The organism is Paenibacillus planticolens (genome assembly GCF_013141725.1).
Classification (GTDB): domain Bacteria; phylum Bacillota; class Bacilli; order Paenibacillales; family NBRC-103111; genus Paenibacillus_E; species Paenibacillus_E planticolens.
In genome coordinates, this window is the sequence record NZ_WHNZ01000022.1 from 376687 (window position 1) to 401827 (window position 25141).

At 49.1% G+C, this 25141-nt stretch carries 28 protein-coding genes; 12 read left to right on the top strand and 16 right to left on the bottom strand.

Annotated features, from left to right (window positions below):
• Positions 1-122: 122 nt before the first annotated feature.
• Positions 123-1115 carry a UCP032817 domain-containing protein gene (locus GC097_RS12790; protein WP_171683674.1) on the bottom strand — a complete coding sequence of 331 codons (993 nt, stop codon included), beginning with the start codon at positions 1113-1115 and terminating at the stop codon, positions 123-125.
• 108 nt (positions 1116-1223) lie between these two features.
• Here GC097_RS12790 and GC097_RS12795 point away from each other — a divergent pair, with 108 nt between their 5' ends.
• Positions 1224-2114 (top strand): TIGR01777 family oxidoreductase, encoded by an 891-nt coding sequence (locus GC097_RS12795; RefSeq protein WP_171683675.1) that lies wholly within the window; start codon positions 1224-1226, stop codon positions 2112-2114.
• Between the two features lie 131 nt (positions 2115-2245).
• Positions 2246-2740: a glutathione peroxidase gene (locus tag GC097_RS12800; protein ID WP_171683676.1), complete on the top strand. Its 495-nt coding sequence runs from the start codon at positions 2246-2248 to the stop codon at positions 2738-2740.
• 65 nt (positions 2741-2805) lie between these two features.
• On the opposite strand, the gene GC097_RS12805 is transcribed toward GC097_RS12800, so the two are convergent.
• A complete protein-coding gene (locus GC097_RS12805; protein ID WP_127454674.1) occupies positions 2806-3027 on the bottom strand; it encodes a YuzB family protein in 222 nt (73 codons plus the stop codon).
• Positions 3027-3329, bottom strand: a complete 303-nt coding sequence (locus tag GC097_RS12810; protein ID WP_171683677.1) for an iron-sulfur cluster assembly accessory protein — start codon at positions 3327-3329, stop codon at positions 3027-3029. The genes GC097_RS12805 and GC097_RS12810 overlap by 1 nt, the downstream gene beginning before the upstream one ends.
• A gap of 250 nt (positions 3330-3579) precedes the next feature.
• On the opposite strand from GC097_RS12810, the gene GC097_RS12815 reads away from it, so the two are divergent.
• From GC097_RS12815 to ytvI, 3 genes are read left to right on the top strand one after another with little or no spacing between them, the layout of a single operon-like run.
• Positions 3580-3939, top strand: coding sequence for a winged helix-turn-helix transcriptional regulator (locus tag GC097_RS12815; RefSeq protein WP_167060660.1), 360 nt, complete (start codon positions 3580-3582; stop codon positions 3937-3939).
• Positions 3940-3972: 33 nt separating this feature from the next.
• Positions 3973-4719 (top strand): type I methionyl aminopeptidase, encoded by a 747-nt coding sequence (map, locus tag GC097_RS12820; protein ID WP_171683678.1) that lies wholly within the window; start codon positions 3973-3975, stop codon positions 4717-4719.
• 26 nt (positions 4720-4745) lie between these two features.
• On the top strand, positions 4746-5858 hold the full coding sequence (gene ytvI, locus GC097_RS12825; RefSeq protein ID WP_171683679.1) for a sporulation integral membrane protein YtvI: 1113 nt from the start codon (positions 4746-4748) through the stop codon (positions 5856-5858).
• Between the two features lie 46 nt (positions 5859-5904).
• Here the strand turns inward: ytvI and GC097_RS12830 are convergent, their stop codons facing one another.
• Positions 5905-6687, bottom strand: a complete 783-nt coding sequence (locus GC097_RS12830; protein ID WP_171683680.1) for a helix-turn-helix domain-containing protein — start codon at positions 6685-6687, stop codon at positions 5905-5907.
• A 122-nt stretch (positions 6688-6809) separates the two neighbouring features.
• On the opposite strand from GC097_RS12830, the gene GC097_RS12835 reads away from it, so the two are divergent.
• The 3 genes from GC097_RS12835 to GC097_RS12845 all read left to right on the top strand — a co-directional run bounded on the left by GC097_RS12835 (position 6810) and on the right by GC097_RS12845 (position 9892).
• On the top strand, positions 6810-9056 hold the full coding sequence (locus tag GC097_RS12835; protein WP_171683681.1) for an FAD-dependent oxidoreductase: 2247 nt from the start codon (positions 6810-6812) through the stop codon (positions 9054-9056).
• A 198-nt stretch (positions 9057-9254) separates the two neighbouring features.
• Positions 9255-9434 (top strand): hypothetical protein, encoded by a 180-nt coding sequence (locus tag GC097_RS12840; protein ID WP_171683682.1) that lies wholly within the window; start codon positions 9255-9257, stop codon positions 9432-9434.
• Between the two features lie 278 nt (positions 9435-9712).
• Positions 9713-9892, top strand: coding sequence for a DUF2524 domain-containing protein (locus GC097_RS12845; protein ID WP_171683683.1), 180 nt, complete (start codon positions 9713-9715; stop codon positions 9890-9892).
• 52 nt (positions 9893-9944) lie between these two features.
• Here the strand turns inward: GC097_RS12845 and GC097_RS12850 are convergent, their stop codons facing one another.
• From GC097_RS12850 to GC097_RS12880, 7 genes are all read right to left on the bottom strand, one after another.
• Complete coding sequence (locus tag GC097_RS12850) at positions 9945-10157, bottom strand: hypothetical protein (protein WP_171683410.1); 213 nt, start codon at positions 10155-10157, stop codon at positions 9945-9947.
• A gap of 90 nt (positions 10158-10247) precedes the next feature.
• Positions 10248-11138, bottom strand: a complete 891-nt coding sequence (locus tag GC097_RS12855) for a M14 family metallopeptidase (protein ID WP_171683684.1) — start codon at positions 11136-11138, stop codon at positions 10248-10250.
• A 231-nt stretch (positions 11139-11369) separates the two neighbouring features.
• On the bottom strand, positions 11370-12179 hold the full coding sequence (racE, locus tag GC097_RS12860) for a glutamate racemase (protein ID WP_171683685.1): 810 nt from the start codon (positions 12177-12179) through the stop codon (positions 11370-11372).
• 111 nt (positions 12180-12290) lie between these two features.
• Positions 12291-13301: a polysaccharide deacetylase family protein gene (locus GC097_RS12865; RefSeq protein ID WP_171683686.1), complete on the bottom strand. Its 1011-nt coding sequence runs from the start codon at positions 13299-13301 to the stop codon at positions 12291-12293.
• An 86-nt stretch (positions 13302-13387) separates the two neighbouring features.
• A complete protein-coding gene (locus GC097_RS12870) occupies positions 13388-13807 on the bottom strand; it encodes a disulfide oxidoreductase (protein WP_171683687.1) in 420 nt (139 codons plus the stop codon).
• Between the two features lie 990 nt (positions 13808-14797).
• Positions 14798-15952, bottom strand: a complete 1155-nt coding sequence (locus GC097_RS12875; RefSeq protein ID WP_171683688.1) for a glucose 1-dehydrogenase — start codon at positions 15950-15952, stop codon at positions 14798-14800.
• Between the two features lie 18 nt (positions 15953-15970).
• A complete protein-coding gene (locus GC097_RS12880) occupies positions 15971-18007 on the bottom strand; it encodes a glycoside hydrolase family 15 protein (protein ID WP_171683689.1) in 2037 nt (678 codons plus the stop codon).
• A 171-nt stretch (positions 18008-18178) separates the two neighbouring features.
• On the opposite strand from GC097_RS12880, the gene GC097_RS12885 reads away from it, so the two are divergent.
• Together GC097_RS12885 and GC097_RS12890 are read left to right on the top strand one after the other, a co-directional pair.
• Positions 18179-18850 carry a helix-turn-helix domain-containing protein gene (locus tag GC097_RS12885; protein WP_171683690.1) on the top strand — a complete coding sequence of 224 codons (672 nt, stop codon included), beginning with the start codon at positions 18179-18181 and terminating at the stop codon, positions 18848-18850.
• 120 nt (positions 18851-18970) lie between these two features.
• Positions 18971-20086 carry a phosphodiester glycosidase family protein gene (locus tag GC097_RS12890; protein WP_171683691.1) on the top strand — a complete coding sequence of 372 codons (1116 nt, stop codon included), beginning with the start codon at positions 18971-18973 and terminating at the stop codon, positions 20084-20086.
• A 48-nt stretch (positions 20087-20134) separates the two neighbouring features.
• Here GC097_RS12890 and GC097_RS12895 read toward each other — a convergent pair whose 3' ends face one another.
• The gene (locus tag GC097_RS12895; protein ID WP_171683692.1) at positions 20135-20506 is read right to left on the bottom strand and encodes a YtxH domain-containing protein; all 372 of its coding nucleotides are present in this window, start codon (positions 20504-20506) and stop codon (positions 20135-20137) included.
• 14 nt (positions 20507-20520) lie between these two features.
• Complete coding sequence (locus tag GC097_RS12900) at positions 20521-20967, bottom strand: DUF948 domain-containing protein (RefSeq protein WP_171683693.1); 447 nt, start codon at positions 20965-20967, stop codon at positions 20521-20523.
• Between the two features lie 179 nt (positions 20968-21146).
• On the opposite strand from GC097_RS12900, the gene GC097_RS12905 reads away from it, so the two are divergent.
• Positions 21147-21779 (top strand): bifunctional 4-hydroxy-2-oxoglutarate aldolase/2-dehydro-3-deoxy-phosphogluconate aldolase, encoded by a 633-nt coding sequence (locus GC097_RS12905; RefSeq protein ID WP_171683694.1) that lies wholly within the window; start codon positions 21147-21149, stop codon positions 21777-21779.
• A 49-nt stretch (positions 21780-21828) separates the two neighbouring features.
• Here GC097_RS12905 and GC097_RS12910 read toward each other — a convergent pair whose 3' ends face one another.
• Both GC097_RS12910 and GC097_RS12915 read right to left on the bottom strand, forming a co-directional pair.
• Positions 21829-22458, bottom strand: coding sequence for a helix-turn-helix transcriptional regulator (locus tag GC097_RS12910; protein ID WP_171683695.1), 630 nt, complete (start codon positions 22456-22458; stop codon positions 21829-21831).
• Between the two features lie 84 nt (positions 22459-22542).
• On the bottom strand, positions 22543-22974 hold the full coding sequence (locus GC097_RS12915) for a DUF86 domain-containing protein (RefSeq protein WP_171683696.1): 432 nt from the start codon (positions 22972-22974) through the stop codon (positions 22543-22545).
• Positions 22975-23304: 330 nt separating this feature from the next.
• On the opposite strand from GC097_RS12915, the gene GC097_RS12920 reads away from it, so the two are divergent.
• The gene (locus GC097_RS12920; protein WP_171683697.1) at positions 23305-24387 is read left to right on the top strand and encodes an acyltransferase; all 1083 of its coding nucleotides are present in this window, start codon (positions 23305-23307) and stop codon (positions 24385-24387) included.
• Positions 24388-24432: 45 nt separating this feature from the next.
• Here GC097_RS12920 and GC097_RS12925 read toward each other — a convergent pair whose 3' ends face one another.
• Positions 24433-25098 (bottom strand): tetratricopeptide repeat protein, encoded by a 666-nt coding sequence (locus GC097_RS12925; protein WP_246294175.1) that lies wholly within the window; start codon positions 25096-25098, stop codon positions 24433-24435.
• Positions 25099-25141: the final 43 nt, after the last annotated feature.

The following is a 25141-nucleotide window of genomic DNA, read 5'->3' on the forward strand; positions in this document are numbered from 1 at the left end:
GAAGAGTATAGCATAGGTGATCTTGATTTTTCCAGATTATTTTTAGCATACCCTGAAAAAAAGAAAAACACTTCCCTGAGCTCTCTGGAGGAAAGTGCTTGTCGCCTTGACAGACTGGCTTTTTAACTGGAACCACAGCTTGAACATGACGAACAGGAAGAGTTTGACGTGCAGGAACTGCCGCCCCCTTGATCTCCTGAGCTGTCATTGTTCCCTCCGGAATCCCAAGTGCCCCCGCAGCCCGATGAAGAACAACTGCTAGTCTTATCTCGTGGATCTGCCGGTGAATTCTCCGGGAAACTGGCATTCATATCGCTCGAATAACTATGCGGATTCTGCATGGAGAAGAACATCATGGCGCCTGCGAGATAAACCATAGAGTTCGGGTTTGCGATTGAACGATCCCAGCCCGTATCCTCCAAACGGCGGCTCTTTGCGGCATTCCTTGCGTCCAGAACGGCTTGCTCAATTAGGAGGCGTATCGTCTCAGCAACCTCGGGATACCGGGTGGCTTGCTCCATATTGAACAGGCCGGCGGATATCGCATCTACCTGGCCTTCACGAAGCAGCTCTGTGCGATCGGCATCCAACGGATTGCGGAAAAATCCGTTCCAGCAGCGCTTGCTGCTCGGCGCAAATTCAAACAGATGAGCATACACCCAATCAAACCAAGCGCGCTCTCCCGGGAGCTGCTTCGGTTCGCGTTCCGGAGCATGATGGATGACGCCGCCGGCAAATTGTTCACCGAATCTGTGATATTCTCTGGTGAACATCAGCATTTCATGCCATATGTCATCGATCTCGCTGCTGAACATCGGCGTTTGTTTCATAATAAGGTTCATCAGGAAATAACGTTTAAGTTCAAACCATTTGCAGGCAAATTCATCGTCGGACATGCTCGGATTTTCTGTTTTTACCCGATATTGAAGTCTTTCTATAAAGTCCGGCGCAAGTGAGCTCTCCAGCTTAGCTGCGACACGCTCAAGCGGAATACCTTCCAGCAAGCCCAGGCCTTGAGGCAGTTCCGAAGCACGGAAGACTGGCTTAGTTGTACGTTTACCGAGCCGGCTGCGTTTGGACGGTTTAGGCGATTTTCCGAATAAAAAACGAAACATAGGCATCCCTCCTTTTTCCAATATACCACAGCCTTGTAAGGAGAAGAACAATGCCCTTGGAAAACATTGCATAGTAGGCCTATAATGAAGGAAAGGAGGCGTGCATATATGAAAATAGCAGTCACCGGCGGCAGCGGGTTTATTGGAAAACGTTTGATTGCGTACTTGCTTCAGCAAGGCCATGAAGTGATCAACATCTCACGCACTCCCAAAAGCATCGTTAATGGCGTTCAAACTGTCACATGGGATCAGTTGCAAAGCCATTCTGCTGATCTTGCGGAGCTGGACGCCATTGTAAATTTGGCAGGCGAGTCCATTAATCAACGCTGGACAGCTGCGGCAAAGCAAAGGATTCTGAACTCCCGTTTAAAGGCTGCTGAGCAGGTGGCTCAGCTTGTCGAACGTATGGACGTTAAGCCGCAGGTTGTCGTCAATGCCTCGGGCATGTCCGTTTATGGCACGTCGGAAACGGCCACCTTCGATGAGCGCAGCCCGCACAATGCGACGGATTTCTTATCCGGTGTCGTTGCGAAATGGGAGCACGCGGCAGACCAAATCCATGGACCTCGCATCGTGAAAGTTCGCGTCGGACTTGTGCTGGATGGCAAAGAGGGCGCATTTCCGAAAATGGCCCTGCCTTATAAGCTGGGAGTTGGCGGTACCATCGGCAGCGGCAAGCAATGGCTGTCCTGGATTCACATCGAAGACATGGTGAGATTGATCGATTTCTGTATACGGAACGAGTCCATTAGCGGGCCTGTCAATGCTACGGCGCCAAGTCCTGTCACGAATAAACAATTCGGAGCGGCACTCGCCAAAGCGCTGCACAGACCGAATCTGTTCCCGCTTCCCTCTTTTGTCATGAAACTCATTTTCGGCGAATTGTCTGTCCTGCTTTTGGAAGGCCAGAAAGTGCTGCCCCGCGTACTGCTGCAGCATGGCTTCGATTTCACATATACGTCCGTTGATACCGCGCTGGCGGACATCGTACAACAATAAAACCCAGACTTTCGAGCGACTCGAAATCTGGGTTTCTTTTTATCCGAATTTTTCTCAAAAAAAAGCTTTTCAATCGGATAAAAATTGTATAAAATTAAATTGTACAAAACACTTATGAGAAGGTGATTCTTTTGAACGTTCATCAATTTACAGCCCGGACGATCCGCGGTGAAGAAAAGTCTCTTGACGACTACAAGGGCCAAGTGCTGCTTATCGTCAATACCGCGACCAAATGCGGATTCGCTCCTCAATTCAAGGGACTTCAAGAGCTTCATGACACCTATAAAGATCAAGGTTTCAACGTTTTAGGATTTCCGTGCAACCAGTTCAAAGACCAAGAACCTGGCAGCGATGAGCAGGTTGAGCAGGCATGCCAGATCAATTTCGGCGTCAACTTCCCCTTGTTCTCCAAAATAGACGTCAACGGCGCTGACACCCATCCGCTTTACCGCCACTTGAAGCAGCAGGCTTCCGGACTGTTCGGTTCGGGCATCAAGTGGAATTTCACCAAGTTTCTGGTGGATCAAGAAGGCAAAGTCATCAAACGATTCTCGCCGACCACCGCGCCGCGCAAAATTGAAAAAGAGATTCAAAAACTTTTAGCAAAGTCTGCGGTTCATGCTTAAATGGAAATTCCTACAATGTCCATAGCCTAATACAAAAAAACCGTCTGGATACCCAGACGGTTTTTCTATTTCACATACTTTTTCGCTTTTTCAATCGCTTCGTCTTCGGTTGCTCCTGTCACATAACGGCCATTAATGAAAATAAAAGCAAAACGAGAACAAGGGCCGCAATAAGATTTGCAGGCAACTTTGACTTCAGCATCAGGTGCAATGACTTTAATTTTTGAAAGTGCGGATTTCACCTTCATATGTTTGCATTTATCACAAATGCGAATATCATTGCGCATTAGTGATCTCCGTGGTTCCCCTTGCTTGGGTTCGTAATCATAAAGCCTTCTTCTGGTGTGTAGAAGTAGTCGATACGGATGCCGTCAAGCAATGGTTCACTTCCGTCCAATAAAACATCAATGCCTTTATCGGTGCTGACAACGACGTCTTTGGCAGTTTTATCGTCAAGACCCAAACCATAGTGAGCATGGTCGCCATGTTGATGAGTCACTTGTACACGAACCAATAGGCCTTTGTTTTCTTCTTTATCAAGCTCTAATTGAAGTACTTTTGCTGCATTACGGGAAATTTTGACTTTCATATGTACACATCTCCTGAAACAATAATTTTTATTTCTTATTGTAAAGAATCTAAGGCACGAAATCAACCTTTGTCCACGTCTAACTTGAAAGCGATTTACAAACGCCGCAAAAGCCGCCTTGCTATTGCTAATTGGCTTCACGAACTTTAAAATACATAGTAGTGAAAATATTCTACCCTAATTATAGGATGGTAACTTACTTACTTCGTAGATAGTAATGTACATTCCAATTGGAAAGGACGCGTTTCTGATGTCAACTCTTGAGAATGATAAAGTCGCCCCACTCAGCAACTATGTTCCTAAAGTACCCAAAGAAATCGAATGCTCCATTGAACGAACTCTTGAAGTAATCGGCGGAAAATGGGCATTTCTTGTCCTTCGGGAATTATTTTGCGGTACGAAGCGTTTCGGCGAATTGCAGCGTCAAGTGACAGGAATCAGCCCTAAATCCTTAACCGATATCCTGCGTCATCTCGAGGATCATGGCGTTTTAGAACGGATGGCTTACCCTACTGTTCCTGTTACCGTAGAGTATACATTGACACCTAAAGGCCAGGATTTGCATCAAATATTAAAAGAGATGAAGCTATGGTCTGCTAAGTGGACATAATGAATGAAATATCACCAGAGGAGTTGGACATAAGTGATTACAATCAAAACAAAAGAGCAAATAGAAAAAATGGGCAGAGCCGGACGCATTCTGGCAGACTGCCATAAAGAAATCGCCAAAATGATTCGCCCCGGCATCACCTCCTGGGAAATCGATCAGTTCGTAGAAGGCTTTCTGGCGAAGCACGGCGCAACACCTGAACAAAAGGGCTATCACGGGTACCCTTATGCGACTTGCGCATCCGTTAACGACGTTATCTGCCACGGCTTTCCGAAGAAAGAGGCGCTGAACGACGGCGATATCGTCACGATTGACATGGTGGTGCGAATTGATGGCTGGCTGGCAGATTCCGCTTGGTCTTATGCCGTTGGAAACATCTCTCCAACCGCCGAGAAATTGCTGAAAGTAACGAAAGAATCCTTGTACAAAGGGATTGAACAAGCGATTCCAGGCAACCGCATCGGCGATGTCTCGCATGCGATTCAAGTGTACGCGGAATCACACGGCTTCTCCGTTGTCAGAGACTTTATCGGACACGGAATCGGCTCCGAAATGCATGAAGAACCGCAGGTTCCGCATTACGGACCGGCAGGCAAAGGACCGCGCATCAAAGAAGGCATGGTTTTCACCATCGAACCGATGCTGAATGTCGGCAAATTTCACTCTAAGGTCGATGCCGACGGCTGGACTGCAAGAACTTACGATGGAAGTCTGTCCGCTCAATATGAACACACGATTGCGATTACGAGCCAAGGACCGGTTATTTTGACCGAACAATAAACCAATAGTCCCCCGGAGGAACATGCATGATTTCTTTTTACAAGAAATATTGGAGAACTGCCTTTGACATTGCTCTCATTGTTCTAACCGTCTACTTATTCATGCTGTTGTTCAGCTATTTGTATCGCATCGCGACGCCTATCTTTCTGGCTCTGATCATTTTCATGATGATCGAGCCTTTAGCTAGGTTTCTGAATCGGAAAGGAATGCGCAAGTCGATTGCATCAGCCATTTCGACCATCCTCTTCGTCTTGATCATCTTAGGCGCACTAACCGGTGCCGCCGTTATTTTCACAAGCCAGATCATGAGCCTTGTCGATAAAGTAGACGACTATCAAGCAATCTTTAATGACCAAATCGTACATAAAATCAGTGAATTAAATGATCGGTTTCAAACATTGCCTCCCGATGTCATTGTCAAAGCCAAAGAATATGCCGGGCAATTTGCAGGGAATGCTTCCAAATTCATCATATCTTTCTTATCCGGACTAGTAGCCTCGCTGACTTCCTTTTCCACTTTCATGTTCAACTTCATCGTCGGAATCATATTGGCATACTTCCTCAGTATTGAAATCGATTCTTGGAAACGCCTGGCCAGTGAGAAAACGCCGAAAACGTTCAAATCCGTTTTCTTTTTTCTCAAAGAAAATGTCGTGAAGGGCATCGTCTCATATGTAAAAGCACAGTTCAAGCTCATAAGTTTAACGTTCATCGTCATCTTTATCGCCTTGCTGCTGCTCGGCGTTAATAACGCTTTTTCCATCGCTCTGCTCTCTGCTATCTTCGATGTCCTGCCATTGCTGGGAGTTTCAACCTTGTTCATCCCATGGATCATTTATCTGTTTATCGTGGGACAAACAACACTGGCAATCTGGCTAAGCGCCCTGCTGCTTGTCGTCATTCTTGTCAGACAAATCATGGAACCTAAGATCACTGGGGAGTCGCTAGGCGTTTCGGCGTTCACGACGTTAGCCTTTATGATCGTATCCCTTTCCTTGTTTGGCGTCGCGGGTGTCATTCTTTCGCCGGTCTTGATCATTCTGCTCAAAGCCCTGTATACGCAAGGTTACTTTGAGCGCTGGATACGCAAGCCGGAAGATGAGTACGCTCAAAGCAGACTGCCTAATGCTGGTCCTTAATTCAAAAGCTCTGCCTCCATTTGTATGGAAGGCAGGCTTTTTTTATTTATACGTGATACATGCTTCGATACACCGAAGGAGCCATCCCTATTTTTTGCGTAAACACGCGGCTTAAATAAAATCCGTTTTCAAATCCGCATTTTGCAGCGATGGCATCCAAGGTTAAAGCGGACCCTTCCAGCAAATGGCGCACCCTCGTTAAGCGCATTTCGTTCAAAAATTGCGATGGCGTTTGCGCAAAAGCTTTGCGAAACCTGCGTGTAAACTGCACCGGGGTGAGTGCCAGACTCTCTGCCAAATCCAACATGGATAAGCTGCCATACGCATGATCCGTCAAATATTGGCGTGCTTTTTCCATTAGGTCATCGCTTTCTGAGGGGAATCCGACTTTGCGGTCCCGCCCGATGATAACCAATCGGAGCAGATCGCTGAGCATATGCTGTTTATGCAGCGTGCTCTCTTCGTCCCAACCGGACAGCTGTTTCAGATACAGGTAATCGGAGGCCAGTCTCTCCCTATCGTTAATCGCAAGCTTGCCGCTCCACATGCCCGCTTCCTCCGCGCTTGGTTCTGAAAGCCAGACAAACTGCAGAAAATGAAACGACAACGGTTCCAGAGTTCGCCTTTGAAAACCAATATGAGGCGGACATACCACGATATCGCCAAATCCCGCTTCCCCCTTTTGCTCGCCGATCCCATAAAAGAATCTCCCCTCTTCCACGGCAAAAAGCGTCCAGCAGGGATACGTGTCTTCGTCATACATAAACTCCGCTTTTTCATGCCAATACACGTGGGAAAGGAGCTTCAAAGCTACATCGCGAACAGCCAAGCTCACCACTCCTTACGAATGAAATAAAGTATATGCTCATTGTAATTGACTGCATGTTCATTGGGAATAGTTTCTCTTAAAATGAAACCAGAGATATTCGATAACTAGTGAGGTGCTTGTTTATGAAACATGAGATCGTGACATCTGATATTACCGTCGTCGGCGGAGGCTTGGCAGGCGTATGTGCAGCAATCGCGGCGGCAAGGTTAGGGCAAACCGTTTCGCTAGTCCAGAATCGCCCTGTACTTGGCGGCAATGCCAGCAGTGAAGTTCGTGTTTGGGTGTGCGGAGCTACCTCCCATGGCGTTCACCGCAATGCGCGTGAAACCGGTATTATGGGTGAAATGTTCGTGGAAAACCAATACCGTAATATCGACGGTAATCCCTATATATGGGACCTGATCGTACTAGAAAAAGTGAAAGCCGAAAAAAACATCACGTTGTTCTTGAATACAGACGTACACGAGGTTGAAGCTGACGGAGATGAGAATTCCCGAACAATCCGGTCCGTTACAGGCTGGATGATGGGATCCGAACGCCGGATCCGTTTTGATAGCCGTGTGTATCTGGATTGCACAGGCGATGGTTTAGTGGGTTTTTTGGCTGGTGCGAAGTTCCGTATTGGCCGTGAAGCGCAGGAGGAATTTCATGAAGAGTGGGCTCCTCTCGTACCGGATGATATCACGCTGGGAAGCACCTTGCTCTTCTATACAAAAGACGCAGGGCGTCCGGTTAAGTACATCCCGCCAAGCTTCGCGAAAGACATCACCCAAACCTCCATTCCGATGAAGCGCGTCATTCGCAGCGGAGATAATGGATGCGCTTACTGGTGGATTGAATGGGGCGGCGAGCTGGATACGGTTCATGACAATGAAAAAATTCGCGACGAGCTGTCGTCCGCTATTTACGGGATTTGGGATTATATCAAAAATTCCGGTAAATTCGATAGCGAAAACCTCACGCTCGAATGGATCGGTTCCGTTCCGGGGAAAAGGGAGTACCGTCGTTTCGTAGGAGACTACGTGCTGAATCAGAACGATGTCATTGCACAGGAGCTGTTTGAAGACCGCGTAGCCTTCGGCGGCTGGTCGATCGACTTGCACCCGCCGCAAGGGATGTATGCCACGGCAAAAGGATCCAAACATATGCATATGGACGGCAGCTACCATATCCCGTTCCGTTCCCTCTATTCGTCCAACGTATCGAATATGTTGATGGCCGGGCGCAATATCAGCGCGTCCCACGTTGCTTTTGGCACGACGCGCGTCATGGCGACCTGCGCCGTCATCGGCGAAGCCGCGGGCACTGGCGCCGCTCTCTGCGCAGCGAAGGGCATCACGCCTCGCGAGCTGCACGGCAGCCACCTGTGCGAGCTGCAGCAGACGCTGCTGCGGCAGGATGCCGCCGTGCTCGGCGTAAGAAACGAGGATGCGTCAGACCTCGTGCTCTGCGCTTCTTTGACAGCGTCCAGCACTTTGACGCAGCTCGCTCTTGAAGAGTCTGCGGGAGTCATGCCGCTTACCGCGCATACTGCGGTTCTCGTGCCCGCAGATCCGTTTATTGAGGGCGTCGAGCTGCTGGTGGATGCCTCGGAAGCTACAGTGCTCACAGTTGAGCTGTGGAGCACAGGGAAGCCGCAAAACTATGTCCCGCACACCCAAGTTACAGCCGTTCAAGTAGCTGTAGCCAAAGGAATCGGACAGTGGATAGAAGCACCGCTCAGCTGGCACCCGGACACGGCTCAGAATGCGTTTATTATTCTTAAGAGCAATCCGGCTCTGTCTGTACACTTGTCCGCAAAACCTCAGTCCGGCGTCCTCTCCTTCAAGAAAGAAGACACGGCTGATTCCGCGGATTTCGGCGACATGCATCATCACCAGCCGGTCATCGATTGGAGCTCCAAAGATTTTGTTCGCAAGCCGGTTTGCTTCCGGCTGCTCTCGCCGACTTCCGCATTTGCGGCGGATAAAGCAGCTAATGGCTATAAACGGCCATATGGAGGCCCTAATCTATGGTCGTCGGCTGTGATGGCGGCCGGTAAGCCGCAATGGCTGGAAGTCAGTTGGCCGGTACCAGTTCCGATCCGCACCGTGCACCTTACGCTCAATGACGACGTCAATGAAGACCTCATTAATTTGCATCACCATCGGACAGAGTTCGAGATTATTCCCGATCTGGTTAAAGACTATAAGCTGCAAGCCTGTATCGGAGGAGACTGGAAAACAGTGGCCGAAGGTATCGATAATCATACTCGCCATCATACACATTCATTCGCCGAAGCTGTAGAGACCGACCGGCTGCGCGTACTTGTGGAGTCAACGAACGGAACTGCAAGAGCTGAAATTATAGAGATTCGCTGCTATAGTTAATTGTGAAAATCACGCTAAACGGCTCAGCATATGCTGGCGTTTGGTGTGATTTTTTCGCTTCTGTCCGACCTTCCTTCCGACAATCTTCTTTAATAAATAGGTCTTAATAACCCTTGTTTAACCTTACATGATATGTTATATTAAAAGTGCGACAAATCAAGGTTTCCTCTTCAAAAAGTTGACATAGGAGTGATGAAAATGAATCAGAATTCCGTTCAAATTCCACAAGGCGAAGAGATTATTTATGTAGAAATGACTGTTAAGGAAGCGCTTGCATTAACTGGCGCGAAGTTCACCATGAACCAAAAATTAGAGACAGACGCCATCAAAAAGGTAAAGCAACGCCTTGAAGATAAACTGCTCCATGCCAACCATTAAGCGTACTCTGTGTCATAGCATATAACCCAACGGACGATACCCATCGCTCGCTGGGTTTTTATTTTTTTACAAAAACGGCTGTATCAAAATCAGTGAACTGCTTATAATAAGCTCGCACTGTCCAACAACTATAACAACCATATCCAAGGAGTGAACAACCATGTCAGCAGATCATAAGCAGCAAGGTCAATCCAGAAAAAATACAACGACAAGAACACAAGATCAGAAAAGCAGCAAAGGACATAAATAAGGAAAATGGAACATCAGGAGGATCGCCTATGCTAGACAATTTAGAAAGCAGCTACGACTGCGCGAATGCGAGCTCTGACTTGCATAATCTCATCCAAGAGCTGGAACAATTTCAAGGGTCCCAAGAGCAGCGCAACCGGCTTGAGAACCAGATCCATTGGATTCAGAATAAATGCTCCATCCCGCATGAACATATCCCTTACAGGTAAAATAAAGAAAAGTCCATGCCTCATTTTTGCGGGCGCGGACTTTTTTCATTGATTACCCATTGATTTTTCTTCTTGTTAAAATACATGGAACCCCTCTGCCGACAGCACCCGGCTGGGCCATTAAAGCCAAGTATCGAAGTCCTCTCGTGCATTGCGTTTTACATACCGCACAGGTGGAAGACTCCACAATCTTCATCGTATACTGCTCTCTGGATGATACAACTTTCTTCTTCGCGACCTTGCCCTTCCCTTTTGGTGGTGCCATATCCTCGCCTCCTAGCCATTTCCTTATTCCAGTATATGAACTCTGGACATAACGGTTCTTGGGAAGCAAGGTATACTTCTCAGTACTTGTCTATTGGTTAACGGTTTGCAAATCCAGCGCAGTCAGAAGAATCGGGGCAATCTCGGCATACAACTCGGCAAAGGATTCCGCGGGTAGCGGATTGACACCAACCCCCACTTCGACCGTAAATCCGGGCCTGCGAAAATGCTGAATAAACCAATCTTTGTAGCCTGCGTCACTATCCGTTAATTTTACCGGCTCATATCCGCTGACTTTGGCTAATTGCTCCGCAAACGCCTCCGATTCCGGCGGTTCGTACCCACGGTAATTCCAGTAGATTTCCCTTCCTTGCGTATGCAGCGAAACGACGAACTCGAAAGGATGATATTCTGTAAAACGAGCGAGCGCCACAGCCTCAGGTTCAGTTAGTGGCTTCTCCCCGCCATAATCGCGTGGACCGGGTCCGGGCTGCCCTCTTCGTTCAGCTTCTTCCTCCCAATGGGCAGGAAATTGATCATTAAGGTCCACGCCGCGTATATTCGCTTTCCAGCTGCTGAAATCCGGCTCACCTTCATTCCATTCCAGCAGGTTGGCTTGGAACGGATGCTCAGAGCTAACGCCGTTCAGCACGAGCTCAACGCCATCGGGATTCACCATGGGAACGACCCAGAGCGAATACTCCGAAAGGAGACGCCTCGTGTTCCTGCCATGCCAAGCCGTCCCTCTGGCATACGAGCAAGCAAGATCCTCTACAAACTGCATGATCAGGGGCGTCGTAATCCACTCATTGGCATGAACCGCTGCGTTGACATGCAGCTCTCTCGCACCTTGGCCGATGCGCAGCGCAGGGATGCCTTTCCCCATCACACTTTCCCCTATAACTTCGACTTGCAGGAAAGGATAAATCCTGCTGAGCCGATTCAATTCATCGCAAAGCGTCCCATATCCGTACCCTACCATACGACCACCTCACAGCTCTTTGATCTCCTACGTAGGTTATGAATATGCCTGCCGCTCTGGATTCATGCGGGTGTAATGATGCTATCTGCCGGAAGGGTGAAGCTAACTGGAAAATCTCCCTCTAAATTGCTCGAAAAATGACCTCTTAGGGAATATAAATGGAAAACCACAGAAGTATAAGTACACAACAAGCTATCCCACAGGTCATAGAAATGACTGGGGACAGCCTCTTCAAAAAATGGTAGGCACCTGCCAAACGACAGGTGTAATGGCAATCTGCTCTTTGAGCCAACTTTCTGTTATTCGCTTAAATAGTACGGGATCTCCGCTGCAAAAAAATTGATGGATTGGCAACAATCCGGACGTTTCCATCATCTCTCGGTGATACAGAATCGCGCTGATTTCTCTGGCCGTTTCGTCGGCCGATGAGATCAACGTCACTTTCGGCCCCATCACCCGGGAGATCGGTTCCATCAGAAACGGATAATGCGTACAGCCCAATATTAAGCAATCGATCGGCTTGCCAATGAGCGGACGAAGCGATTGCTCCACAATTTCCTGTTCTTGTTCCCTGCCAAACAGCCCTTTCTCTACGAAAGGGGCCAAGAGCGGGCAAGGCTCGCTATACACCTGAATGCCCGGGGAAATTAACCGCAGCGCATGTTCATATGCTTTGCTGCGGATCGTTCCATCGGTGCCAATTACCCCAACAATCCCGCTTCGCGTATGCTTAATCGCGGCTCTCGCCCCTGGTGAGATAACACCCAACACTGGAATCGGGACATGTTCGCGTATATCTTCTATGGCAACAGCGGTTGCCGTGTTGCAAGCGATCACTATCATTTTAGGATTAAATTGAATTAAGTAATCCACGATTTGCCGGGTAAATGTGCGTACTTCAGAGGGAGATCGCGGGCCATAAGGACTTCGGGCCGTATCGCCGAAATAAATCACTTTTTCTTGCGGCAGCTGTCTCATGAGTTCTTTGACTACAGTTAATCCTCCGACACCGGAGTCCAGTACGGCTATCGCTTGCTGCACACCTATCCGCTTCCTTTGCCGGTTAATGAAATTCACAGGCCACATGGATAGAATATGAACGTACAAGCTGAAAGGTACCTAGGCTTGAGACATTGATTATTGGTCCGTTACCTATTTGGGGGGCTGCAAATCATTCACAAGTGCGAACTCATAGCCTTTCTTCTTGATCTCTTTGCAAATGCGCGAGAGCGCCTGCATGTTTTCCAATGATCCCTGGTGCATCAAAATAACGTTGCCATCATGCAAATTATTCATAATATCATTGTATGGATCCTCTGCGCCATTCGCTCTCGGCTCCCAATCCTTCATCGCCGTCGACCAAAAGACGGAGGTATATCCCATGCTCGATACTAAACTCAAGTTATGCATATTGTAGTGGCCGTAAGGGAAACGGAAATATTTCTCGACTTCTTTGCCCGTCAGCTTTTTGTACAGCGCTTCAAAATCCGTAATTTCCTTGCGAATCTGATCATCACTCAGCTCATTGAAATCGTTGTGTGTCATCGTATGGTTGGCAACAAAATGGCCATCCTCCACAACTCTTTTTAAATAGTCCGGATTTTTCTTAATATTGTTGCCTGAAATGAAAAAGTTCGCTTTCACACCGTTTTCCTTCAACGATTTCAACATCAAATCCACTTCGATCAGCGGGCCGCCGGCGTCGATGGTTAAGTAAACCTTTTTCCCGGTCCCCACCCATACGGCTTTCTGATCCGCGGTAAATGATTTCGTTTCTTTCGGAAAGTCAGGAACCTGACCCGTTTTCTTCTTCATGTAGTACCACGAATAGGGCACCTTGTCCCCTGCGGTTGGTTTCGGTTTTGTCGTGTCCGCTGCAGGCTTTGCTGATGCACTCGGGCTAGGGGCAGTCGTTGGGTGCGGAGTTGCACTTGGAGCCGCCGTAGGCGTTGGAGTCGGTATGGGAGTTGCTGATGGTTTAGGAGTTGAAGTTGGTGTTGGCGTCGGCTTAGGTGATTCCGCTTTCGTCGGCGCTTTCGCTGTCGTTTGCGGACTTGGTGTTACAGCTTCGGCAGCAGGGGAAACCAGGCTTTTGTCTGCACAACCGACCAATGTTGCGCTTAGCAGGATCAGCAGTGCAGCACTTTTAGTAATTGGTGTCATCTTAGCACCTCGTTTGGAATGAATACGTTCGGTATTCATTTCGACAGCGCCTGACAAATTACCTGCCTATTTTTGGTGCGTAGTGTTTATTTCGTAGCTCGGTAAGTCAAATATTGGAGAATGCTGATCAAAATAAAAGCTGTTCCGGCAAGCATTGGAATCGTAATAAATCCAAGCCAGTTCAAGTAATCCACGTCACAGGGAATAGGCCCGCAGCTCGTTGCGGATTCGTGAAAAACTCCGGATTGCAGCAATACGTGATAAACAGAAATGCAGGCTCCCCATATCGTCAAAGGCAATACATAGATCGTCAGCTTATAGTCTTTGCGCACGGCTGCGATTCCCAAAATAACGACCAGCGGGTACATCAGAATGCGTTGATACCAGCATAATTTGCACGGTATGAAGTGCATAATTTCTGAGAAATACAGGCTCCCTAGTGTGGCGATTAAAGCTAGCAGCCATGACAGGTGCATGCCGTTTTCCCTAAAAAATTTTTTTGACATTTGTGCTCGTCCTCCTCTTTCCATTATTATAGAAAAATTATACAGGGAAGTCTAACCTTTTGGGAGAGGAAAGTTATACACAGCTAATGAGGGCATTTTGTCCGGGGAGCGCGAGTTAACGCTGTAAAACAGCGTTTCGGCGGGGTTGTGCGGCGGGAACGGGGATCGATGCGTGAGTTAAGACTGTTTTACAGTGTTAACGAGGGCAGTTTGGGCGGGGAGCGCGAGTTAACGCTGTAAAACAGCGTTTCGGCGGTGCTGTGGGGCGGGAACGGAGGCATTTCGTGAGTTAAGACTGTTTTACAGTGTTAACGAGGGCATTTGTGGCGAGGTGCGCGAGTTAACGCTGTAAAACAGCGTTTCGGCGGTGCTGTGGGGCGGGAACGGAGGCATTTCGTGAGTTAAGACTGTTTTACAGCGTTAACTCAGGGCGGGGGCACCTCCGATTGCATTTTGCCTGATCGAGACGGCCTTTTGTGCCCTCTCGGATGGGCTAAAGCCCTCCCATCCGCATATCCTTCACGCGAGACGGCCTTTTTGGACGGCTCGCGGCTTCTTCTTGCCCGGCTCAGCTCCTGAGCCGACCTTTTCAGACGGCTCGAGGCCTCATCTTGCCGGTTTAGTGCCTGAGACGGCCTATCATAACCTCTCGGATGGGCTAAAGCCCACCCATCCGTGTATCCTTCACGCGAGAAAGCCTTTTCGGACGGCTCGAGGCTTTTTCTGGCCGGCTAAGCGCCTGAGACGGACTTTTGTACCTTCTCGGATGGGCTAAAGCCCTCCCATCCGCTTCTCATTCACGCGAGACGGCCTTTTCGGACGGCTCGTGGCTTCTTCTCGTCGGCTCAGCGCCTGAGACGGCCTTTTGTACCTTCTCGAATGGTCTAAAACCCTCCCATCCGCATCCACTCCCGCGAGCCGGCCGTCCCCCCCTCGCGCCCCTCATCCGCGCACGCCCCAAACAAAAAAAGCAGGCCACAACCAGCCTGCTTAAACCGAAAAGCTATACGCCACCTCGTTCGTCTGCTTCACCAGCTCGCGCCACTGCTCCATCGGGACGATGTCGACGACCGCTTTGATCGGGATGCTCGCAAAATCCAGCTGCGGCACAGCATCCAGCTTCATCCGGTTGGTGACCAAACGGTCCAGCCAACCGGGATACGTCTTCTCCATCTGCTGCAGCCGGTAGATGGCCGTCTCAAAATCTTTGCGCGCCGCGTTCACCGAACCGATCACGCATTTGTTCTCCAGCACCATGCTCTGATTGAGCATGTCGGAAGGAATCTCCAGCTTGCGGTCAGCCGGCGTGACCCCGAGCAGCGCCAGCACGCCGTTCGGCGCCAGCACAGACATGGCCTCGAAAGCGAGCGGGCTGAAGCCCGTGCACTCGAGGATCAGATCCAACGGCTTGCCGAGCCCTTCGGCATAAGCCGTCAAGCTAAGGCCGCCCTCCTCGGCTGGCTGAAACACACCCCCGCAGTCCTTCACAAGCTGCGCTTGCAGACTGTCCTGCGGGGATTTGGACCAGACGTAGACGTCCAGCCCCAACAGCCGGCAGGTCATCGCGGCGAGCAGCCCCAGCGGGCCGGAGCCGAGAATGAGCGCTGTTCTCGGCTCCCAAATCAGCCGCTGCTGCACGCGCAGCACCTGATCCCACACCTTCTCGACGATGCTCTGCGGCTCGACAAGCACGCCGTGCTCAAGCAGCTCAGACGGCACCTGCACCAAGTAGCGCCCCTCCTCCTTGTAGAACTCGGAGAGAAAGCCGTGGGCGCCTTTGATGCCGCGTTCCACGAATTCACCGGTTTGGCAGAAGTCAGAGTGACCGTTGCGGCAATTGACGCAGGTTTGATTTCGGCAGGGCCGCCTGACAATCGCGGTGACGAGATCGCCGGGCTGAAATCCGCTCTCCGCCCCAGCCTCGGTTACGACCCCAAGGGATTCATGTCCTGTGGTCAAATCGTTTTCCCCATGGGGAGGAACGCCGTATTTTTCCTGCAAAATTTCCTTATCCGTGCCGTCCAGCCCCACTGCCAAAACTTTGACAATGACCTCTTGCGGATGTGAAATCACAGGATCGTCCACGGTTTCCAAAACAATGGAAGGGTTGCCCTGCCGCAATTGTTTGACGCGAATAGCTTTCATCTCTTGGTCTCCTTCCAGCTAATGAACAACCGGCTCCAGCACTTTGTCCTCGCTGGCATCCGTCGCTTGCTTCGTTCCCGTCCGGGTGAATATCTTTAACTTTGACAAATATTCCTGCGTCACTTTAATGAAGGAAGCGTGGGACCACGTAAGTGGCGAAACGGAAAGCGGAGCTCCTGTGAAAGGATGCACCTGCTCAGCCATCGTGCCTGACGGCAATGCATGGCCAATAGCCCAACGCATCAGATTTTCCGCTTCCTGCAGATCATCGGCCGTTTTGGCAGATGCCACCAGCCATTCCGCATACCACAGCGTACAAATAAACCAAGGATTGCCGGGCACTTTAGCAACATCGTTCGTTACCTGATGGTAGTAGTCATTTTCATACCTCGCAATGCCGCCGATATCCGTTTGTACCCACAATTTCTCTTTCAGAATCCGCATCGTCTCCACGATCCTAGGATCTTCCAGCTCAAATAATCCGAAATCGAACAACCCATACATGCTCATATCCAGCGTATAGTCCGGCACATATTGGTTTGTTTCATAGCTCCAATATAATGCCCGTAAAAAGCGATTTTGGTCAGCGGCGAACAGCTGCTGTTCCGCTGCCTTTTTCACCTGATCGGCAACATCCGTATAATAGACGGCACGCGCTTTATCCTGATGGTAGTCAGCGAAACGAGCGGCGGCAACCAGGCCTGCATGTACAGAGGCAACAGTAAAGGCAAGAACGCCATAACGTTCTTCCCAAAGATCGTAGGAGGGCAGCGGCAAACCCGATGCATCCCGATAATGGACAAGGAAGTCCGCCGCCGGTTGGACAAGCTTCTCATAGTCCTCGCGGGAACGTTCCAGCGTACCAGCCAGCTTATGATGATGCCACAATGTATAAAGCACGAGAGCCGTTTCATCCTCTTGAATGGCTAGCTGCTTTTTGCCCTGACCATCCACCCAAGGGTGCCAGCTTGAGCCTACTGAGCTATCCGGATTATACTTGTGCATGAGATAGCCTTCTGGTGTCAACACTTTCTTACAAAAGTCAAAAAATTTACTGGACAGCTCATAGTACCCGGCCCGGTCTAAAGCGTGAGAAACAAGCGCTCCGTCCCGCGGCCACATATAGGAGTAGGTATCTTTGGCAAACTTCAAAATATCCGAGTCATTCGCTGCAATGATTGCGCCGCGATTGTCAACGTTCGTCCTTGTGATCAGCAAGCACCTTTTATAAAAAGAGGCCAAATCCGGCTTCAGCAAGGAGAGCTGATGAGCATCCTGGTTGACCCACTTCACCCAATGATTATGCGTGCGTTGGAGTAATGCTTGGGGCGTCTCCGTACGCAGCATGCTTTCCATTCGCTCCACTTCCTGCTTCGTATGGCCAAAGCAAATCCAAAACCAAGCCTCTTTGGAGCTCTTGGGAGGCAGCTGCATCGTTAATTCAAGCGTCCCATCAACCGAGCCCTGTGCGATCGGATTTCCCCCTAGTTGACCGTCTTCCGCATCACGCCATGTGCCTTCGAGACCGTGTATCCCTTTTTGCCCTGTTGCGTAACCGCTCGGGAATGGCTGATCGGCATCTGGGGATAAACCGGACAATGACATATAACGATGCCCCTTATAGAAAACAAGAGAATTTAGCTCAGGGTCAAAATAAATGGTATCTCCGACCCCGTTTCCATAGATTTGCAGATCCAAATGAAAGTAAAGCTTGATCTCTCTTTGGGCTTCAAAAAGGTTCTCCAGCTTAATTTTACGCAAAAACACATTGTGCTGAACATCAACGCCGTCGCGGATAACGAAGTTTAAACCCAGCCTCTCATGCATGCCTTCCACGTTTGTAACCAGCGAGTCTTCGAGGTAATTCAGCTTTTTTGAAACCTCAGGATTGTCGATCCAGAAGAAATCTTGCGCACACCAAATACCGAAATGTGAAAGATGATCGCTAGATTGATTCTCTTGACCTACTAAAGGGTAATACATGTCACGAATATTATAAGCAGCATCAAAATTTATGAGCACATTCCCATTTCCTATGGGTAAATCTCTTGCCATGCGATCAGCCTCTTTCCATGGTGATGCTACTAATTTTCCAATCGCAAAGCATAAATATGCACGCACCGCCACTTCGCAGGGATTTAAGGAAAATGGCACCAATTCACGTCTAAACATTTTCATTTCCATGAAACTCATTTACAATTAAACAATATGGAGGGATTCATCACTATGAAGCAATTAGAAGGATTCGGTAAGTTTTTGGAAAGCTTGAGGGGCAAAATGTCCCTGCGCGAGGCAGCTAACAAAAGCGGACTTTCACATGCCTACATCAGAGATCTGGAATTAGAGCGAAACCGCTCGACCAATGAGAAAATCAACCCATCGCCAGTTACGCTAAAAAAGCTGTCGGATGCCTACAACATTCCGTATACCGATTTAATGGAGAAAGCCGGCTATCTCGAGAACCAGAATGATTTCGCAAGCAGCAGCCAGACCGCTATGCAGGAACCTGTCTCCATGTCGGATACTCTTTTTATTGAAGTCAGTTCCAAAGAAATGATTTATCACACTCGATTCGAACGCATCAGCCAAGGCGTGAATTCCTTGCTTGATTTCAGTCTTTTTTTGGACAAGCTTGAAGAGATGGGCTTCAAGAAAATGGATACGGACCTTTTCGTCAATATGAACCAGATACAAAAATACAATGAAAAAGATGGAAAACTTTATTTTGACCCGCTTGGCATCTCCAAATGTGTTGTCATTGCGGCCATTCGCCAAAAGAAGTATCACGATCTCATTGTGCGCAGCGTGGCCCGGAATACAGGCATGGGCTTGGAATTTCACTACGACCGTCAATCGTCAGCGGATTCTCTGCTATCTTCTGTAAAACGTCCAACCTAACAAGATTTTACAAAATAAGGAGTAAAGTTTTAGCAAGAATGAAACTTTACTCCTTTCTTTTCGTCTATCTATAAGGGTTGATGAATTGATTTCTTGGTAGAGAGGGTTGGTATTGAATTCATGGCTGTACAACAGACTACCTCCCCGCTGTCTCGGCAAACGAGAGTGAACAGCCGAAAGCGTTCTGCGGGCATGCGTTTTTTTCTGTATACGATTTTGAGTATTGCTCTTCTTTCCGTACTGTCTTTATGTTGGTTTTTCTTTACTGCATCAGGCACTACCGTTCGACTCATGATGGCGGATACGTTGATTACGACGCAGCACAGGGATTGGGCCAAATTTTTAATCGGCTCCGATGATTTACAGAAGCGAGTGGAAACTTATTGGAAGCAATTTGATGAAATGGGCGATGAGAAAGATAAAGGGATTGTTCAGCTGGAACCGGTCAGTTCTACCGCCCCAGTGGCTGTCAAGAAGGAGCTCGTCACAATCGAACCGATTTCGGGTACGAATTTCAAAGGCCAGCTTGTCACCATCTCTGATCCCAAAAAGCTGCGGATTGCCGTTCCTGAGAAAGTAGGCAAAGGCGAGAAAGTATCCTCCATGGTCAAAAGGACGGGAGCGATTCTCGGCGTCAACGGCGGAGGCTTCATCGACCCCAACTGGGAGGGCAATGGGTTTCAACCGGAAGGGATTGTGATCTCGGGCGGCAAAATCTTTTACAATGACAAAGGCATGAACGGCACCGTACAGGTCGTCGGGATCGATAAAGAAGGACGCATGATCGCCGGCAAGTATAAAGTTTCCGAACTGGTGGAGATGGGCGTTCAGGAAGCCGTTTCCTTCTCCCCGCGGTTTATCGTCAATGGCGTCGGCCAAATCAAAAGCCAAGCCGACGGCTGGGGCATTGCTCCGCGAACGAGCATGGCGCAAACCAAAGACGGCTCCATTCTGTTTGCCATCATCGATGGCAGACAAAAGCACAGCATAGGCGCAACGCTGTACGATATTCAGGAGATTTTCCTGGAGCATGGCGCCGTCACGGCTGCTAATTTAGACGGCGGAGCGTCTACGGTTCTTGTCCACAACAACACCATCATCAACAAGCCTTCCAGTGAATACGGAGAACGTTATCTTCCTACGGCATGGCTGCTTTTCGAACATCCGGAAACAGCGCCTATCAAGAACGTCTGGGAAGGCCTGGATATTCGCAAGATTGATCCATCTAAGTGGTAAGAAAAAAAGCAGAAAGCTCTACGCGAGCTTCCTGCTTTTTTTGCGCGTTTAGCGGTTGCCTAGAATAACCAAATCTTCCGCTGCCTCTGATTCTTCCACGTCATCCAGCAAATCAGCGTCATCGTTTTTGGACTCTTTCCAAGAGCGTACCGTGTCAATCACATTAGCCGCTGTGTCTTTCGCTTTGCCTACGAAATCAGATGTTGTCGTACTTACGGATTTCGCGACATCTTGCGTTTTTTGGGATACTGTACTGGCGATTTGCACCGTTTTGTCACTAACCGCTTTGGCATTCTCCGCAATGTCGCTTCTTAGCTCACGTCCGGATTTCGGTGCGAACAACAAAGCTGTCGCTGCGCCAAGCAAACCTCCTACAACCGCACCGATGAGAAGATCTTTTCCCTTTTTTTCGCCTGCCATGTGAAATCCACTCCTTAATTGTCTGATTTGGCTTTCCGATTCGCCTGCCATCTCTGCCACAGCTCATAGCCCGTCGTCGCCCACTCCATGACGTCCTGTATACGCTTCTGGTGGGTATGTACAACCCTTTCCGCACCATGAAGCGATTCGTTCATCATTCGCGTACCATTGCGAAGGACAGAAGCGACATCCCCGATAGCTGCTCCTGTCTTCTCGATGGATTGTATAGTCGGCTCTATCGCCAGCACCTGCATGTGCACATCTTCGGTCAGCTGGCAGGCTTGCTTCAATAACTGCTCGGCTTCCCCGGCTGTCTTCGCTAATTGCTGCTCCGTTTGAGCAACCGTAACGCTAAGCTGATGCAGCATCTGTTTTGCCGCGATCAACGTGCGGACCATAAAGACGACAAGCACGATAAAAGCAAGAGCGGAACTGACTGCACTAATCTCCATCCAAGTCATGGCGGGCACCTCCTGGGTCTAAAAAGCGGTTGGATCGAAGGTCGGCTTCTAGACGAATGCCTATGAATTACTACAGTATAGGCAGGAGCAACTTGTTTTGACACAAAAAAGCTGGAAAAATTTCAGGGACCTGTCATAATGAAAAACAAATCGAACTATTAACCATCTGGAGGAGCAGGATGAACCGAGAGCAAGGATTGAAGGAAATTGAACGCACCCGCATTATTGCCATTGTCCGAGGCGTGAAGGAAGCCCACATTCTTTCCGTTGCCGAAGCGCTGTTGAAAGGTGGGGTCACCGTGATGGAGGTCACGCTCAATACGCCTGGGGCGCTAACGATGATTAGCGAGCTGCAGGATCGGCTTGGCGAGCAAATGTATATTGGGGCAGGTACCGTGCTCGATGTGGAGGATGCGCAGAAAGCGGTACAAGCAGGCGCCGCATTCCTCGTGACACCGAATTTGGATGAGGATGTCATTCGTTACGCAAGCCGCGAGGGGATTCCGATTTTCCCCGGAGCGATGACACCGACCGAGGTCGTCAAAGCGTGGAAAGCTGGCGCTACCGCGATTAAAATATTCCCGAGCGCAAGCCTGGGCCTCGCCTATATCAAGGAATTAATGGCGCCGCTGGACCATATTCCGATGATGGCCGTTGGCGGAGTTACCGAAGAAAACATTAAGCAATTTCTGGATTTAGGCTGCTACGGACTGGGAATCGGCGGTTCGCTGATTAATCTAAAAGAAATCGAAGCCGGCCGCTTCGATTGGGTGACGGACAAAGCTGCCCGTCTGCTTGCGGCTTCGCGATAGACGCAAAAATAACCATCTCCTCCATGAATGCAAAGAGGAAGATGGTTATTTATTTCTGGCTGATGATATAGACGCACTTGTTTGCGCCTTTGGCTAAACATTCTGTGCGCTCAACCTTGGCATCCAGCAAATTCCGAAACAAGGCCAACTCGCACTGGCAGGCCTGCCCGAATGTATTGGCCACTTGGGCGATCGGGCAATTGTGCTCGCTAAACGTATAGGCGTCGGTACCTGTTTGTGACCAATCAACCATATACCCATTCTCATTCTGAATTTGCGCTAACTCAGCTACGCGTTCTTCCAAGCTTTTGTCCAGCATGCGCGGCTGGTAACGAGATTCAAGCTTATCTTGACGGCCTTCAAAAAGCCGCTCGATCTTCTCATGCCCTTGATCTTCAAGTAGTTCGTCCAATAAATCGAGTGTCAACTGCATATATTTCTTGGGAAATAGTTCATCTGCCTTAGGAGCTAACGTATACACGTTAGTCGGCCTCCCCATCGCTTGCCGGACAAGCTTCGTTTCGAGCAGATCATCCTTTTCCATGGAATGAATATGACGCCTGACAGCCATCTCCGTAATTCCGAGCTGTTTGGACATCTCTTGAACGCTTAGAGGTCCGCTAGTTTTGAGCATGGAAAGAATCACTTTACGCGTAGATGTCTCAAGTGCTTGATTCATTAGCTCACCTACCCTCGGAACAGTCATTATGTCTCATTTTACAGCATCACTTCCAAGATGTAAATTAAGAAACATGGATGTATGTTATTCCAATTCACTCTTGATAAATGCCCGCACACTCGCAGCAAACTCTTCAAAAGCCGCCGGAAGTTTAGCGATCAGAGGATGCAGCTCTTGACGGTTCCAATCTACAAAGTCCTGAACAAGAGGCTTTCTAAGCTTCACGAGCTGAAGCAGCGTTTCCGTCAAGGTCTCCGAATAAGCGCCTTCGCCATGCACGATTTCCACGATATCCTCATAACTGCTTGCATCTCTTAAAATAAAGGCATCGATCAACAGGCTCCCGACGTCCGTTACGGTTTCTATAGCTAAGTGCAGGACACGCTCTTGCGCCAGCTGCCAAACAAGATCAGCGTTGCCTTGCTCCCACTGCTGCTCCAACTGTTTACTCGACTCGGCTAATACCGAGAGAAACTGAATTCTTTGATCAATCTGTTCATGGTTAATAAAATACATGGTGCTATCTCCGTCCTCTTTTTCGCCATTTCGTCCAAATCAACATTGCAAAAAAAGTAATGATAACCAGAAAAATTAACAATACCGCTTGCATGAGATATTCGTAGCTCACGTGCATTCACCCTCTTGGCTTTCGCTTTTATACTTTTGCTTCGCATCTACCTTGACAAACGCGCCCATCCTAATAGGACGACGAAGTCGTTTATCCTTGCTTCTCTCAGTTTATCGCGCTAGCTGGAGAGCGTCAAGCAAGTCGCCTAGCGTCGAGTATTGTCCTCCTTTGTCATTCATGTTACAGTGAAAAAAGTCAAAAAGGAGAAGATCACCGTCATGCCATCAAGGCCAAAACTACCCGAAATCGACCTCGTCCGCGCCATCGCCATTATCGCCGTTGTTCTTATTCACAGCACATCGGGCGCTACTCAGCTTTCGCTCGGCAGCGGCTCTCAAGCCGTTTTTTTCATGCTCAATAAGGCCAGTTTATTTACCGTTCCCTTGTTTATTTGGATCAGCGGCGTCGTTCTTTTCTATACGTATTACGATCGCTGGGAGCCCGGAATGTCACGCGTCTTCTGGACCAAACGGTTGCGAAGAATCCTCATTCCTTATGTGCTATGTTCCCTTTTCTATTATTTATATAATCAATTCATGTTTCATGGAAACATTCAATTTGATGTCATTTACTTTATAAAACTGCTTATTTCCGGGAACGCCAGCTATCATCTCTATTATATGGTCATTATCGTTCAGTTTTATCTTTTGTTCCCGCTTCTGATCACTGCCGTTAGACGGTCAGCCTGGCTTCGTCAATGGCTGATTCCACTCGGCATCGGCGTGCAAGCCGCAGCGTATGCGTTTCATCATGAGGTGCATCCCCTTCCGGAATATGCCTCGCTTTTTGTAAGCTACTCGGCGCTGTTTGCGTTCGGGGCTTTCATGGGCATTCATTATACGGCAATTGTTGCCTGGTCCGAGCGGTATAAGCAATTAATATGGACCATCATGTGCCTTGCGGGCGCCACATTCGTGGGAATGCTGCTCCTCCATCAATACGGCCTAACGGCTATTGGAAATGTATGGTTTGAGCTGGCTCTCCTTGTATACTGCATGTCCATGCCGCTATGTTGTGTCCGCTGGTCGCAAGCCCGGCTCGCCAGCCGTTCAAAGCTCGGCTCCAGCCTTTCCGCTTTGGGCGCGGCATCCTTCGGCATCTATCTCGTGCATCCCGCGCTGCTAACGCTATGGGATCGCTCCGTTCCGCCTTCGGGTCGGATCTGGATCTACGATCTGCACACGGTCGCATCGATTCTCATCAGCCTTCTCGGGTCTTGGCTGTGCATACAGCTGTACGCATTTACTCGTACCCACTGGATGCTAAAATCAAAGGAGCTAAGCAAGTTCAAGTCCGCTTAGCTCCTCTTTTTAATTGGTCTAAATCATTGGGCGACAGCCCTTGCTTTATTTAAAGCGGGCTAGCAGCGCCCAGCGCCTCTGTTGTCTGCGGCTGTATCGCGGCAAGCCGCTGTAAATTTGCAGCGCTTCGCGGAATGTGCGCTTCGCGTCATCCACGCGCCCGAGCTGCTGATACAGCAGGCCAAGCCGGTAGTAAGCTTCTACCGACGAAGTGTGCAGATCGCGAAACTGCTCGATGAGCTGCGCAGCTCGTTCGGGTGCGACACGCGCCAAAGCTTCTCCTAAGCGTAAATAGGCTTCGCCGTATTTCACCCGCGGGTTCAGCTCAATCGCTTTGAGCATGAAGCTTTCCCCTTTGCTCAGATTCCCCAGCTTCAAGTAGCAAAGTCCGATCTCGTAGTGGACATCGGCGGAATCTTCCATGACCGGCAGCGCTTGTTCCAAGTAGGGAAGAGCTTCTTGGAATTTACCCCGCTGCAGCAAATTCCTTGCCAGCTCCAGCTTCGCTGACGTATTATGCGGGTTAGCGTGCAAATCGATTCGCAGCCTGGATGCTCTTCGCCTTAATTGAAACGGCTTAAAAATATTCGGTGTTAATCCGATATATCTTCTATCTAGCACATATAAAATGATTAATAGAATCAGAAGTGCAAGAAACGGATTGCCGACAAGACGCCATAAGAGACCAAAGGCAACAAGTTTGAGTAACAAAATGACCCCTCCTTTCAACTTCCTTATACTACCATAATATGAG